Raw genomic sequence first — 13,143 nt, forward strand, 5'->3', positions numbered from 1 at the left:
CCACGCCAGCGGTCTGATCGACACTTATTTCTCCCTCTCACTCTCTACAGGAGTTTCGGTGATCCGTTTGACGGTCTCTTCGACAGTGGACCGGATCATCCTTATCAAGCTCCGGGTTCGCTCGGACCAGTCTCGCTGAGGATGCGGTAGACGGATGCTCGGCTGATCTTCAGGCGCTTGGCGATATCACTGGGCGCGACACTCTCAGCCTTGAGTTTCGCCACTTCGGCACTTTGTCGGCGGGCAGTGGGCACTCTCCCGCGAAACTTGCCATCCCTTCTGGCCTTTGCGATCCCAATTTTCTGACGCTCAAGCATGATCTCGCGCTCCCATTGGACGATACCGCCGACGAGCGTCATCATCAGCCGCCCATTTGGCGTGCTGGTGTCGATATCCAGATCGAGAATGCGCAGGGCAACACCTTTTTTCTCAAGGTGCTGTACGATCTCCCAGAGATGCGGAACGGATCGGGCGAGCCTGGAAAGCGACGTGACAACGAGCGTGTCGTTCTTTCGGCAGAACTTCAGCACCTCGTCCAAAACAGGCCGCTTCCCAACCGAACTGGCCTCCTCGATGAAAAGGTGGTCATTCTCGACCCCGAGCTTGCGCAGGGTTTCCACTTGGGCTTCAAGCCCTGCCTTCTGTTCGTCGGTACTCGTGCGTGCCAGTCCAATCAGCATGGTTGCTCCCAGTTCGTGTGAGACAACTATGCGAGACTTGGCCGTAAAGATCAAGAGACAACTTGTGTGAGACACATTCCTGGCGGGTAGGGCAGTCTCACTAGGTCAGGGTCCATTGGGACACCATTATCGTCGCTTCGCCGCGTAACCTAGACGGGTGAGGTGTCATTGCGAGAATATGATATGTGGCTGTAGCTCGGCGGTTTCAGGTTCCTCATGCCTGATGTTGATAGAGATGATCCGCCCGATTGGGTTGTGCAATTGCGGCAGGAGATGGCGCAGGGTCTCGCAGAGGAGCTTGATGCCCGAACGAAAGCATTATTAGCGCAGGAGCCTCGGGTAATCCGTGCGGGTCTCACCCTCCTTAGGCTACTAACGCGGAAACAATGGCGCGATGCACCAGCCATATGCGCTAGCCGGTCTCTTAAGCATCAAACACTTCATCTTGCGACAGCAGGCCGATGGCCCTGATCTCTAGGACCGGAGCCATCGGCGTTCCCCAAGTGTCACTTCTTCTGAGTGGCGGCTTCCGCGATTTTCCGCGTCAACTGGAATACGGTAGTGGATGGTGCTCCGTATGGAACTCCTTCCTCTTCTCTACGCTTCAATTGGCGCTCTGCCCGATCCTGAGCCTTTGCAAGGTCTTTAAGAACCGCAGCACAGTCTAGCGTCTTCCCCTTTGACGGGTCGTACTGCGCACAGAGACTCTTGAGGTGCTTCTGGACCTCGTGTCTGTCATGAGGCTTATGGAAATCATCGAAATGAAGGATAAGCCAAATCTCAAAGCAAGGATTTGATCTCGCGACGTTAATGCCCTTACCCTCGCAGACCCGAAGCGCTTGGTCAAAATGAGGATGCTCATCGCGATCAAATACAGCCCAAATTTCGTCTTTCTCCTCAAACGAATCGCGCTTCTTCCTGCTGCCCCTTGTCAGCCCCATCTCTTGCGCGCGATCCGAAGCAGTTTCAGCGATCTTCGAAGGATCGCCTACCGCGCCAATAGCTTCTACTTCAACCAACGTGCCCTTAAAAAGAACTTTTAAAGCATTGAAGTAGTCGGGCTCTGTATTTTTACCTTCACAGTACAGAATGAACTTCTTCTTGGGAGTGACCTTCGCAGCAGGTCTGGACAAACTCGGAATGCGGCGAGACATGATCAGTGGCTCTGGAACAAGGTAGTAACTGGACCAGCAAACGGTATTGCGCCGAACCGTCCCTCTAGGTATCCCTTCTCGATATTGTCGGTTCTCCGAGTTTGAATATCTGAAAGGGGAAAGACATGAGTTGCGCCCCTGTGGTCCTTCTCTGTGAACCAAATTTGGTCACGACGAAGCATGGGGGAGCGCATCAAGTTTGTATCATGGGTAGTCGCGACAAGCTGAGCCCCTTTTGAATTGATAGCTTTATTTGAAAACAGGGAAACAAAGGCTTCACATGCTTGCGTATGCAAGCTTGCATCCAATTCATCAACGACAAGCAAAGAGCCTTCGTCCAAGGCTCTGAACGCAGCACTTGCCAATAGAAGCAACCTACGAGTGCCCGCACTCTCTTTTTCAGGCATGAAGAAAACTCTCACTCCATCCACGCCTTGGTGTGCCAGTTCAATGACAACCTTTTTCTTGTCTTCCTGCGCTTCCTCCATTGAATTAGTTCCACCGAACAGTACGGGCGATAGGCGCTGAATAAAAGTATCGATCTCTTTAGAAATCAAAAGCTGCTGCTTATTCATTTCCTTTTCAACGCGACGGAACCCGACGACCCCTGTTCCCACCTTATTGATAAGGTCAATGGTGCGCTGATCGATACCATTATCTTTAAATTGGGTTGAGATTGCAGAGCCACCAACTTCAATATCACTGCTAAAGTGTATGGACGAAAAGAACGAAGATATCTTTGTTAACTCTTCGTGTCCGTTCTGAATGGCAGCAGAGATGAATAAGCTATTTGGCCGCACTAAATCTGCGATAACACGGTTTCTCCCCTTCAAGCCACGCCCGAACTTAAACTCTTTCTCACCAGTACGTTCGTAAAGCATCTGGCGGCGGCCAGAGGGGAATGCGTAAAGCCATTCACCGGAGAATGATTCATCTGTTGCTTCAAAGCCAAAATGATAGCGTACTCCATCATGGATGAAGTCTATGTCAAAAACGGACGGAAGTTCTGCCGCGCCACCACCAAGAGCAAATGCGTCACGTGGCACCGCCCCTTTAACCGCCCCCTTTGGCTGTGAAAGGAGAACCGCTTGACGCATGAAGCGTAGAGCGGAAATGAAGTTGCTTTTACCAGATGCGTTCGCCCCATAAATTATGGCTGAGGAGAGCACCTTTGTATTAGGGGCAATCTCACGATCAATTAGGCCCGCCTCACCATCTTTCAGCGAACTAGCAATGAGAGAGAGTTCCTGTCCCTCTAATATCGAGCCATGATTGGCCGCACTGAATCTAAGAAGCATATCTGACCTCAAGTGCTAACTAGCACGATTTATAGCCCGATTTTGCAAAAAACCAACTAATTTGTCAATTAAATTGCGTCATGGCTACATTAAGATATCATGTAACGTGTCGCCATAAACACTTTTGGACCTGAGATGTGACCTTCGCCTTCGAGGCAGCGCCCTTCAGAATTAGATGGAGGCAGTAAATCCGGCAGCCGAGTGGACCAATCCAAAGGTGCCATTCCCCGCGAACGGCTCGTGTTTCCCAAGCGGTGGGCGCATAATAGCGGGGTAGGAGGGACAACCATGACGAGGTTTTATGCCGTTCTTGTGCAGGTCATTCTGTCGTCGGGCTTCGTGCTGGCGATGAATGGCGCAGCCCTGGCGGGAAAGATCATCGGTAACGGCTGACCGAATACCGGGCGGCCTGCTTACCAGCGGGTCGCCCGTCATACTGATTTCTTTTAGCCCGTACCTTGAGTTCTTGGTATCTGATCTTCGAATCGGGTCCATTTAGGGATTGGCCATGTGGGGTTCCGTGTGGGGTTTCTGGTCGGTCAGACCCCACATTTCCCAGGCGTTCCCGGTTTATTCCGGTCGAGACGATTGGACCAGAAACGAAAAAACCCCTGGGCTTCCAGGGGTTTATTGGAGCGGGCGATGGGAATCGAACCCACGACATTCAGCTTGGGAAGCTGACGTTCTACCTCTGAACTACGCCCGCGCGCCCTTATTCATATCCGGCCTTCCGGCGATCCGGCAAGGGGGCAGCTTGAAGGATCAGCGGAAGTGCTTTGACAGTTTCAGTCCTTGCGCCTGGTAGTTCGAGCCGGCGCCTGCCCCGTAGAGCACCTTCGGCCGCTCGGCCATGCGCTCGTAGACGAGGCGGCCGACGATCTGCCCGTCTTCCAGGATGAACGGCACGTCGCGGGAGCGCACCTCGAGCACGGCTCGGGCCCCTTCCCCTCCAGCCCCGGCATGGCCGAAGCCGGGATCGAAGAAGCCGGCATAATGGACGCGGAACTCGCCCACGAGGGGGTCGAAGGGCACCATCTCGGCGGCGTAATCCGGCGGCACGTGGACCGCTTCCTTGGAGGCGAGGATGTAGAACTGGCCCGGATCGAGGATCAGGGTGCGGGAAGCATCCGCATAGAGCGGCTCCCAGAAATCGGCGGCGCGGCAGGAGCCCGGCTTGTCCACATCGACGAGGCCGGTATGCCGCTTGGCGCGGTATCCGATCAGATTATCCGGACCGAAGCCCGCCAGATCCACACTGACGGCGACGCCGTCCTGGATCGAAGGCTCGGCGGAGGTCACCACCCGCTCGTTCTGGTGGAGCGCCAGGAGTTCCGCATCGCTCAGGCGCACCTCGCCCTTGCGCAGGCGCAGCTGGGACAGGCGGGTGCCGGTCCGGACCAGCACCGGGAACGTGCGCGGCGAGATCTCGGCATAGAGACGCCCCTGATAACCTGCCCCGATGGTGTCGAATTCCTGGCTGCGGTCGGTGATGACGCGGGTGAACACATCGATGCGGCCCGTGGAGCTCTTGGGGTTCGCCGCCGCCGAGAGATCCTCCGGCAGGGCCAGCTCCTCCTGGAGCTCGGCGATATAGACGCTGCCGGTCTCAAGGATGGCGCCCAGGCTCAGGTCGATCTCGTGGAAGCTCAGCTGGTCGAGACGGTCCTGGACCGTATGGTTGCGACCCGGCAGGAAGCTGGCGCGGACGCGATAAGCCCGGCGGCCCAGCCTGAGGTCCAGGCTCGCCGGCTGGACCTGATCGGACGCGAAGGGCGTCTCCGGCCTGATGGCTCCCGCTTCCGCAAGGCGCATGATGGCATCAGCCGATTGGATCCCGTCCTTCAACGCAACCATGTCCGTCATCCGAGAGCCCTGCCGTCCTTGAAATGTTGAGCCTGACAGTATCCTCTAAGCCTTGTTACGGAATTCTCAATCGCTTTCCTCAACAGGCTCATCGCGAAAGGCGTGCCAGGCCAGGGTGATGCGGGCGAGCGCGCTCATTACGGTCAAACCGGCAAAGGCGTAGGCCAGGACCGGGAAGTGCCGTGGGAACAGGATCATGGCAACGAAGAACAGGATCGTCTCCGTGCCCTCCATGACGCCGGCGGTGAAATAGATCGATTTGACCCCTCGGATGCCGGTGCTCATCCCCCGCTTGGCGGCAACGGCCGCAAAGGCGAGGAAGCTCGCGCCATTGACGTAAAAGGCGAACAGGAGCGCCGCCGCCGGCAGCGCGAAGACGCCTGGGTCCCGCAGGGCGAAGGCCAGAGGGATGGCGCCGTAGACGGCGAAGTCGAGGACGATGTCGAGAAACCCGCCCCGGTCTGTGCGCCGGGTCGAGCGGGCGATGGCACCATCCAGGCCGTCGAGAAGCCTGTTGAGCCCGAACAGGACAAGCGCCGCCACATCGAGCTCCAGAACGATCATGACGGCTGCGGCCAGGCCGAGCACCAGCCCCGCCAGCGTCACGGCATCGGCGGAGATCCCTGCCCGCGCCAAGCCCTGCCCCAGCCGATCCATCGGCGGATCGATCCTGCGCCGCACCCATCCGTCGAGCATGGCCCGTTCTCCCCCTGCCTCGATTGACGAGGTGTGAGGACGGGCTTACCACGGGCGGGTCCAACTCCTCTACTGGGTGAAGGCAGGCGCATGTACAAGGCTGTGACCCGCGGCATCTCTGTGACGGTAACACCCCGCTATATGCCCGAAGAGTCCTCGCCCGACGACGGCCGCTACTTCTTTGCCTATACGGTGGAGATCATCAACACGAGCCTGGAGCGCGTTCAGCTGCGCGCCCGCCATTGGCGGATCACCGACGAGCACGGCCATGCGCAGGAGGTGCGTGGCGCCGGCGTGGTCGGCGAGGAGCCGGTGCTTGGACCGGGCGAGAGCTTCAGCTACACGAGCGGCTGCCCCCTGCCGACCCCGAGCGGCACCATGCAGGGCACCTACCTGATGGAATCCGCCGGCGGCGAAACTTTTGATGCCGAAATTCCTGCCTTCTCACTTGATATTCCCCGCGCGAAACGCGTGCTGCACTGAGGTTCCCGATGTCATCCCAAGGTCAGCGGCTCACGCCGCTCGAAATGCTGTCAAAGCTCGTGTCGTTCGACACGGTGAGCTCGAACTCTAACCTGCCGCTGATCGACTTCGTGGAAAGCTATCTGCAGAGCTGGAACGTGCCTTACATACGCGTGCCGAACGAGACCGGCGACAAGGCGGCCATCTATGCAACGATCGGCCCGCAGGATCGCGGCGGGATCGTTCTCTCTGGCCATACGGACGTGGTGCCGGTGACAGGTCAGGCCTGGACGTCCGATCCCTTCACGCTACGGGTCGACAACGGGCGCGCCTATGGGCGCGGCGCAGTCGACATGAAGGCCTTCGACGCGCTTGCTCTGGCGTTGATCCCGGAGTTCCAGACCGCCAATCTCATCACGCCGATCCACATCCTGCTCTCCTATGACGAGGAGACGACCTGCCTCGGCGTGGTCGACGTGATCCGACGCCTCGGCCACGATCTGCCGATGCCGAAGGCTGCCATCGTCGGAGAGCCGACGATGATGGAGGTGGTGGACGCGCACAAAAGCGTCGTGACCTTCAGCACCACGGTGCATGGCTTCGAGGCACATTCGTCGAAGCCTTATCTCGGCGCGAGCGCCGTGATGACGGCGGCTGAACTGATCGCGGAATTGAACCGCATCGGCGACGAGATGATGGAGCGCGGCGACACGAGCGGGCGCTTCGACCCGCCCTACACGACCGTGCATGTGGGCACGATTGCAGGCGGCACGGCGCGCAACATCCTGTCCAAATCCTGCAGCTTCCATTGGGAGTTCCGCGGGTTGCCGAGCCTCGACCCTCAGGAGATCCCAGCCCGCCTAGAGAGGTTCGTGGAAGAGGTCGCCCTCAAGCGCCTCAACCGTTTCGGCGAGTTCGGACGGATTGAGACGAAGCTCGAGGTGGCGGTGCCGGGCCTTGCCCCAGATCCGGGATCGTTCGCGGAGACTTTCACTCTGCGGCTGGCCGGCAAGAACCAGACGCAGACCGTTCCATTCGGCACGGAAGCCGGCCATTATCAGGCGGCAGGCATTCCGACGGTGGTCTGCGGCCCGGGCTCGATCGATCAGGCGCATCAGCCGGATGAATACATCACGCTGGACCAGCTCGAGGCAGGAGCGGCCTTCATGCGGCGGCTCGCTGCGATGTGTGCGAGTTCATAAGACCGGCCACAAAACTCTGCTCTCATCCTGAGGAGACTAGCTCAACAAGGGCCGGCAACGCTCCTCACGTCATCACCGGCCTTGTGCCGGTGATCTCGATAGCTTGAAGCGCTGTGCTTTTCAGCATCGGGATGGCCGGGACAAGCCCGGCCATGACGGAACCCGAGACGTGTTCCTCTTTATGAGCCAACCTCTCAGGATGAGGCGAGCGTGTATCGAGACGGGGTTACTGCGATGCTTCCGACTTCGCGATCTCAGCTTCGACCTCAACCGGGTCGAGATCGTAGAAGCGCGAGCAGAACTCGCAGGTGATGCCAATGCGGCCGTTCTCGCCCACCATGTCGCGGCGGTCTTCCGGCGGGAAGCGGCGCATCATGCCCATGATGCGCTCATGCGAGCAGGTGCATTCCTCATGCACATGCTGGCCTTCGAAGACGCGCACGCCGCGCTCGTGGAACAGGCGATAGAGAAGCGTCTCGCTGGACACGGTGGGATCGACCAACTCGTGATCCTCGACGGTGCCGACCAGCGACTTGGCCTCCATCCACGCATCGTCCTCGGACGGTCCTGCGAGATCATTCGACGCGTGACCCTCAGGGATATCGCCAGGATGGAGATCCGCCTGCCGCAGGCGCTCCGGCGACGAGGGCAGGAACTGGATCATCAGACCGCCGGCCCGGTAGGTATGGCGGCCGTTCTCGAACTGCTCGGCCACGGCGAGGCGCACCTGCGTCGGGATCTGTTCGGACTGACGGAAGTACTGGTGCGCCGCTTCCTCGAAACCCTGACCGTCCAGCGCGACGACACCCTGGTAGCGGCTGCGCTCGGAGCCCTGGTCGATGGTCATGGCAAGATAGCCGGAGCCGAGAAGCTCGCCCGTTCCCGCGGAGGCGGAGTCGAGGGCCTCAAGCTTATCCTTGTCGAAGCGGGCCGTGGCGCGCAGGCGGTCCGGCGCGTTGAAATCCACCACCACCATGTCAATGATGCCGTCGGTCTTGGTCTGCAGCTGGAAGCGCCCCTCGAGCTTGAGCGATGCGCCAAGCATGACGGTCAGCGCCGCCGCTTCACCGATGACGCGGGCGACCCGGTCGGGATAGCCGTGGCGGGCCAGGATCGTGTCGATCGAAGCTCCGAGACGCACCACGCGCCCGCGCACGTCGAGGGGCTCGACCGCGAAGGGGAGGACGGCATCATCGTTTCCTTCAAGCGAGGCTGAACTCATGCGCTTGCTGCTCCGAGGCACCAGGCCAGGATGCCCTTTTGTGCGTGAAGCCGGTTCTCGGCCTCGTCGAAGACCACGGATTGCGGACCGTCCATCACCTCATCCGTCACCTCCTCGCCGCGATGGGCGGGAAGGCAATGCATGAAGAGCGCCTCCTTGTCGGCGACGCCCATGAGCCTGCCGTTGACCTGATAAGGCTTGAGCAGGTTCTGGCGGCGGAACTCGTCGTCGTCGCCCATGGACACCCAGCAATCGGTGACGACGGCGTGGGCGCCTTCGGCGGCCTCGAAGGCATCGGTGGTCACGCTGATCCTGGCCCCTTCCTGTTTCGCCCAGGACAAAAGCTCCGGACGGGGGGCAAGTTCCGGCGGGGACGCGATCTTGAGAGTGAAATCGAGGCGCGCCGCAGCGTGAACCCAGGAGGCAAGCACGTTGTTGGAGTCCCCCGTCCAGGCGACCGTCTTGCCCTCGATGGAGCCGCGATGCTCCTCGAAGGTCATGATGTCGGCCATGATCTGGCACGGATGCGTCGTCTTGGTGAGGCCGTTGATCACCGGGATCGAGGCGTATTGGGCGAGCTCCGTCACCATGGCGTGGTCCAGGGTGCGGATCATGATGGCGTCCACGTAGCGGGACAGGACCCGGGCCGTGTCGGCGATGCTCTCGCCGCGGCCGAGCTGCATTTCCTTGCCGGTGAGCATCAGGGTCTCGCCGCCGAGCTCGCGCATGCCCACATCGAAGGAGACGCGGGTGCGGGTGGAGGGCTTGTCGAAGACCATCGCCAGAACCTTGCCCTCGAGCGGGCGCTCCTTGGCTTTCTCACCGCGGCGGCGCTTGGCCTTGATGTCGGAGCCGATGTTCAGGAGGCCCCGGATCTCCGCTCCGGAGAAATCGCTCAGATCGAGAAAGTGGCGGGTCTTCATTGAGCGGCTCCCCGCTGGGCGGAGGCCTGCCCAGCTTCAATGGCCGTGCAGGCGGCCTCGATGCGGTTGACGGCCTCGCCGATCTCCGCGTCGCTGATGATCAGCGGCGGCAGGAGGCGGGCCACATTGTCGCCGGCCCCGATCACGAGCAGCTTCTGCGCCCGGGCGGCGGCGATGAATTCGGTGTTGGGCACCACAAGGCGCAAGCCCATCATGAGGCCGTGGCCCCGCACATCGTCGATGACGCCCGGGTGGCGGTCCTTCAGCTCGGCGAGGCGCTGCTTGAGCAGCAGCCCCTTGCGCTCGACTTCCTTCAGGAAGCCGGGCTCCAGGATCACGTCGAGCACTGCGTTGCCCACCGCCATGGCGAGCGGGTTGCCGCCGAAGGTGGTGCCGTGGGTGCCGACCGTCATGCCCTTGGCGGCCTCGGCCGTGGCCAGGCAGGCGCCCATTGGGAAGCCGCCGCCGATGCCCTTGGCCACCGCCATGATGTCGGGCGTGACCCCGGTCGATTCATAGGCGAAGAGCTTGCCGGTGCGCCCGACGCCGGTCTGGATCTCGTCGAAGATCAGGAGCATGCCCTGGCTGTCGCAGAGATGGCGCAGCTCGCGCAGGAAGGCGTTGGAAACGGTCCGGATGCCGCCCTCGCCCTGGATCGGTTCGATCATCAGGGCTGCGGTCTCGGGGCCGATGACAGCCTTCAGGGCATCGAGATCCTCGACGGGCACCTGATCAAAGCCCTCCACCTTGGGGCCGAAGCCCTCAAGATACTTGGCCTGGCCGCCAGCCGCGATGGTCGCGAGCGTCCGACCATGGAAGGCGCCCTCGAACGTAACGATGCGGAAGCGCTCGGGATGGCCATTCACGGCGTGGTACTTGCGGGCCATCTTGATGGCCGCCTCGTTGGCCTCGGCGCCGGAATTCGAGAAGAAGACCACATCCGCGAAGGTGTTCTCGACCAGGCGCTTGGCCAGCCGCTCCCCTTCGGGAATTTGGAAGAGGTTGGAGGTGTGCCACACCTTGGCGGCCTGCTCTGTCAGGGCCTGGACGAGGTGCGGATGGGCGTGCCCGAGGGCATTGACCGCGATGCCAGCTCCGAAATCGAGATATCGCTCGCCATCTCGGCCGAAAAGCCAGGGGCCCTCCCCTTTCTCGAAGGAAAGCTCGGCGCGGGCATAGGTCGGCAGCAATGGCGATGTCACAGGTTGTCTCCGCCTCCAAGGACCCAAGGTCGCACCCAGGTCCGAAAAAGAAAGCGCCGCCCCAGGCAGGAGCGGCACAATGGGGAATTCTACCGAGGTGCGGGACCCTGTCAATTCAAGAGAAATGAAGTGACTCATCACAGGGAATTTTTGCCCAGCCGGAGTTCCCTGGGGAAAACGGCATGGCTTGTTCGGGGACTCTTGCGCCGGAGTCCACCCATCCTGTAACTTCGGGTCAGTCGAGTACGGCATTCGTGCGGCGGCATTCACCCTCAGGAGCGACCCTCGCAACGCGGTCGGACATTAAAACCCTGTCCGCGATGCATCCGGGATTCTGAGTGTTAGAAGGCCGCCTCCGATGGAGGCAGAGTGAAAATGACAGATGCGGGCGCAACTTGGACGGACGAGCGGGTCGAGCTTCTCAAGAAGCTCTGGACCGATGGTTTGAGCGCGAGCCAGATCGCCGCCGAGCTTGGCAACGTGACCCGCAATGCGGTTATCGGCAAGGTTCACCGCCTCGGCCTGTCCGGCCGGGCCAAGGACGCCAAGCCGGCCGCTTCGGCCGCCGCAGCGCGTCCCCGCAAGGCGACCCGGGCGCCAAGCGCCCCGGCTCCCCTGCCGCCGCAGACGCACACCAACAATGTGGTCATCGCCCCGATTGCGCTCCAGCCCATCACCCAGGAGCCGAGCGTCTATGTCGAGGACGACCTTGCCGTTCCGGTCTCCGAGCGCGTGACCATCATGGATCTGCGCGAGTCCATGTGCCGCTGGCCCATGGGCGACCCGACCAAGCCGGAATTCCGCTTCTGCGGCGCCCGCTCCATCACGGGCCTGCCCTATTGCACCCACCACGCCCGCATCGCCTACCAGCCGGTGGCCGACCGCAAGCGCGACCGCAGGGTCGCCCGGGCTTAACATTCCATATCTCAAACAAAAGGCCGCGCTGATCACCTCAGCGCGGCCTTTTGTTTGTTTGGAATCCTTGTTGGCTCAGGCCTCCAACGCCTGCCCCTCCCGGGCAAAAGTCTCATCGAAGGAATAACCGGCGCCCCGCACCGTGCGGATGGGATCGGGCCTGCGCGGCATGCTGATCGCCTTGCGCAGGCGGCCCACATGCACGTCCACGGTGCGCTCGTCGATATAGACGTCATGGCCCCAGACCGCGTTGAGCAGGTGCTCGCGGGAAAACACGCGACCCGGGCTCTGCATCAGGAATTCCAGCAGACGGAATTCTGTCGGCCCCAAATGCAGTTCCTGGTTGGCGCGGCGCACCCGATGGGTCTCGCGGTCGAGTTCGATGTCGCCCGCTCTCAGAAGCGTCGCGATGTGGGCAGGCTTCGTCCGGCGCAGGAGCGCTCGCACCCGTGCCAGCAGCTCCGGCACGGAGAAGGGCTTGACGATGTAATCGTCGGCGCCGGTCGATAGGCCGCGGATGCGGTCGCCCTCCTCACCGCGAGCGGTGAGCATGATCACCGGCAGGCGCTCGGTTTCCGAGCGCGCCCGGATGCGGCGGCACAGCTCGATGCCGGACAGCCCGGGCAGCATCCAGTCGAGCAGCACGATATCGGGCACCTGCTCGCGCAGGCGGATCTCCGCCTCGTCACCACGGGACACGCTGTCTACCTCGTAGCCTTCCGCCTCGAGGTTGTAGCGCAGGAGGAGCATCAAGGGCTCCTCATCCTCCACGATCAGAACGCGAGGCCCCATGGTCAGGCTCCTACCTCGAGCGAGGCGTCGATCGAATGGTCGTTCTTAGGCCGGTCGATGGCCAGGGTCTCGGCCGTCACGAGATAATGGACCGTCTCGGCGATGTTGGTGGTGTGGTCGCCGATGCGCTCGATGTTCTTGGCGCAGAAGAGAAGATGTGTGCAGAACGAGATGTTGCGCGGGTCTTCCATCATGTAGGTGAGGAGTTCCCGGAACAGGGAGGTGTAGAGCGCGTCGATTGCGCCGTCGCGCTTCCACACGTCGAGGGCCTTCGCGGTATCCTTCTGGGCATAGGCGTCGAGCACGTCCTTGAGCTGCGCCATCACCAGATCGTTCATGTGCCGGAGGCCGACCACGATCTTGTGCGGTTGGAAGTCGTCGCCGATGGCGAGCGCCCGCTTGGCGATGTTCTTGGCGAGATCGCCGATGCGCTCCACGTCGCCGGCAATACGGATGGCCGAGATGGTCTCGCGCAGGTCGACCGCCAAGGGCTGGCGGCGGGCGATGGTGAGAATGGCGTTCTCCTCGACCTCACGATGGAGAACGTCGAGGCGAGGATCGGAGGCGATCACCGTCTGGGCCAGAGGCTTGTCGTGGCGGGCCAGCGCGGCGACGGAATCGACCAGCATCTTTTCGGCGATGCCGCCCATCTCGGCGATGCGCTGCCGGAGCCCCTGGAGATCGGCGTCGTAGGAGCGGACGATATGCTCTGACATGGAAGTCCTCCGTGAACC

General features: G+C 61.2%; 13 protein-coding genes and 1 tRNA gene. 3 read left to right on the forward strand and 11 right to left on the reverse strand.

Going from position 1 to position 13,143, the window contains the following annotated elements; genetic code table 11:
- Positions 1-104 precede the first annotated feature (104 nt).
- The 6 genes from JKL45_RS12305 to JKL45_RS12330 form a co-directional block, all read right to left on the reverse strand.
- Positions 105-680, reverse strand: coding sequence for a recombinase family protein (locus JKL45_RS12305; RefSeq protein ID WP_201861422.1), 576 nt, complete (start codon positions 678-680; stop codon positions 105-107).
- 506 nt (positions 681-1,186) lie between these two features.
- Positions 1,187-1,834 (reverse strand): RloB family protein, encoded by a 648-nt coding sequence (locus JKL45_RS12310; RefSeq protein WP_201861423.1) that lies wholly within the window; start codon positions 1,832-1,834, stop codon positions 1,187-1,189.
- A 2-nt stretch (positions 1,835-1,836) separates the two neighbouring features.
- The gene (locus tag JKL45_RS12315) at positions 1,837-3,132 is read right to left on the reverse strand and encodes an AAA family ATPase (protein ID WP_201861424.1); all 1,296 of its coding nucleotides are present in this window, start codon (positions 3,130-3,132) and stop codon (positions 1,837-1,839) included.
- Between the two features lie 631 nt (positions 3,133-3,763).
- A tRNA-Gly gene (locus JKL45_RS12320) sits at positions 3,764-3,838 on the reverse strand.
- Positions 3,839-3,894: 56 nt separating this feature from the next.
- Positions 3,895-4,986: a 2'-deoxycytidine 5'-triphosphate deaminase gene (locus tag JKL45_RS12325; RefSeq protein WP_201861460.1), complete on the reverse strand. Its 1,092-nt coding sequence runs from the start codon at positions 4,984-4,986 to the stop codon at positions 3,895-3,897.
- Between the two features lie 75 nt (positions 4,987-5,061).
- Complete coding sequence (locus tag JKL45_RS12330) at positions 5,062-5,691, reverse strand: CDP-alcohol phosphatidyltransferase family protein (protein ID WP_201861425.1); 630 nt, start codon at positions 5,689-5,691, stop codon at positions 5,062-5,064.
- A 90-nt stretch (positions 5,692-5,781) separates the two neighbouring features.
- Here JKL45_RS12330 and apaG point away from each other — a divergent pair, with 90 nt between their 5' ends.
- Entirely contained in the window at positions 5,782-6,174 is a 393-nt protein-coding gene (gene apaG / locus JKL45_RS12335) for a Co2+/Mg2+ efflux facilitator ApaG/CorD (protein ID WP_201861426.1), read from the forward strand.
- A gap of 8 nt (positions 6,175-6,182) precedes the next feature.
- Positions 6,183-7,355, forward strand: a complete 1,173-nt coding sequence (argE, locus tag JKL45_RS12340) for an acetylornithine deacetylase (protein WP_201861427.1) — start codon at positions 6,183-6,185, stop codon at positions 7,353-7,355.
- A gap of 226 nt (positions 7,356-7,581) precedes the next feature.
- On the opposite strand, the gene JKL45_RS12345 is transcribed toward argE, so the two are convergent.
- The 3 genes from JKL45_RS12345 to JKL45_RS12355 are packed head-to-tail and all read right to left on the reverse strand — an operon-like array spanning position 7,582 to position 10,702.
- Positions 7,582-8,577 carry an Hsp33 family molecular chaperone gene (locus JKL45_RS12345; RefSeq protein WP_201861428.1) on the reverse strand — a complete coding sequence of 332 codons (996 nt, stop codon included), beginning with the start codon at positions 8,575-8,577 and terminating at the stop codon, positions 7,582-7,584.
- Positions 8,574-9,500, reverse strand: a complete 927-nt coding sequence (argF, locus tag JKL45_RS12350) for an ornithine carbamoyltransferase (RefSeq protein ID WP_201861429.1) — start codon at positions 9,498-9,500, stop codon at positions 8,574-8,576. Before argF ends, JKL45_RS12345 begins: the two co-directional genes overlap by 4 nt.
- Complete coding sequence (locus JKL45_RS12355) at positions 9,497-10,702, reverse strand: aspartate aminotransferase family protein (RefSeq protein WP_201861430.1); 1,206 nt, start codon at positions 10,700-10,702, stop codon at positions 9,497-9,499. The genes argF and JKL45_RS12355 overlap by 4 nt, the downstream gene beginning before the upstream one ends.
- Before the next feature lie 375 nt (positions 10,703-11,077).
- Between JKL45_RS12355 and JKL45_RS12360 the strand changes: the two genes are divergently transcribed.
- Positions 11,078-11,617: a GcrA family cell cycle regulator gene (locus tag JKL45_RS12360; RefSeq protein ID WP_201861461.1), complete on the forward strand. Its 540-nt coding sequence runs from the start codon at positions 11,078-11,080 to the stop codon at positions 11,615-11,617.
- A gap of 75 nt (positions 11,618-11,692) precedes the next feature.
- On the opposite strand, the gene phoB is transcribed toward JKL45_RS12360, so the two are convergent.
- Positions 11,693-12,409: a phosphate regulon transcriptional regulator PhoB gene (phoB, locus tag JKL45_RS12365; protein WP_201861431.1), complete on the reverse strand. Its 717-nt coding sequence runs from the start codon at positions 12,407-12,409 to the stop codon at positions 11,693-11,695.
- Positions 12,410-12,411: 2 nt separating this feature from the next.
- Positions 12,412-13,125: a phosphate signaling complex protein PhoU gene (gene phoU, locus JKL45_RS12370; RefSeq protein ID WP_201861432.1), complete on the reverse strand. Its 714-nt coding sequence runs from the start codon at positions 13,123-13,125 to the stop codon at positions 12,412-12,414.
- Positions 13,126-13,143: the final 18 nt, after the last annotated feature.

Source organism: Microvirga soli, from assembly GCF_016734765.1.
Taxonomy (GTDB): Bacteria; Pseudomonadota; Alphaproteobacteria; order Rhizobiales; family Beijerinckiaceae; genus Microvirga; species Microvirga soli.

Bases quoted from the DNA above. Each gene is read 5' to 3' on its own strand.
- JKL45_RS12345 (WP_201861428.1), bottom strand. From the start codon at position 8,577: ATGAGTTCAGCCTCGCTTGAAGGAAACGATGATGCCGTCCTCCCCTTC.
- JKL45_RS12325 (WP_201861460.1), bottom strand. From the start codon at position 4,986: ATGGTTGCGTTGAAGGACGGGATCCAATCGGCTGATGCCATCATGCGC.
- JKL45_RS12310 (WP_201861423.1), bottom strand. From the start codon at position 1,834: ATGTCTCGCCGCATTCCGAGTTTGTCCAGACCTGCTGCGAAGGTCACT.
- phoB (WP_201861431.1), bottom strand. From the start codon at position 12,409: ATGGGGCCTCGCGTTCTGATCGTGGAGGATGAGGAGCCCTTGATGCTC.
- JKL45_RS12360 (WP_201861461.1), top strand. From the start codon at position 11,078: ATGACAGATGCGGGCGCAACTTGGACGGACGAGCGGGTCGAGCTTCTC.
- JKL45_RS12330 (WP_201861425.1), bottom strand. From the start codon at position 5,691: ATGCTCGACGGATGGGTGCGGCGCAGGATCGATCCGCCGATGGATCGG.
- apaG (WP_201861426.1), top strand. From the start codon at position 5,782: ATGTACAAGGCTGTGACCCGCGGCATCTCTGTGACGGTAACACCCCGC.
- argE (WP_201861427.1), top strand. From the start codon at position 6,183: ATGTCATCCCAAGGTCAGCGGCTCACGCCGCTCGAAATGCTGTCAAAG.
- JKL45_RS12315 (WP_201861424.1), bottom strand. From the start codon at position 3,132: ATGCTTCTTAGATTCAGTGCGGCCAATCATGGCTCGATATTAGAGGGA.
- phoU (WP_201861432.1), bottom strand. From the start codon at position 13,125: ATGTCAGAGCATATCGTCCGCTCCTACGACGCCGATCTCCAGGGGCTC.
- JKL45_RS12305 (WP_201861422.1), bottom strand. From the start codon at position 680: ATGCTGATTGGACTGGCACGCACGAGTACCGACGAACAGAAGGCAGGG.
- argF (WP_201861429.1), bottom strand. From the start codon at position 9,500: ATGAAGACCCGCCACTTTCTCGATCTGAGCGATTTCTCCGGAGCGGAG.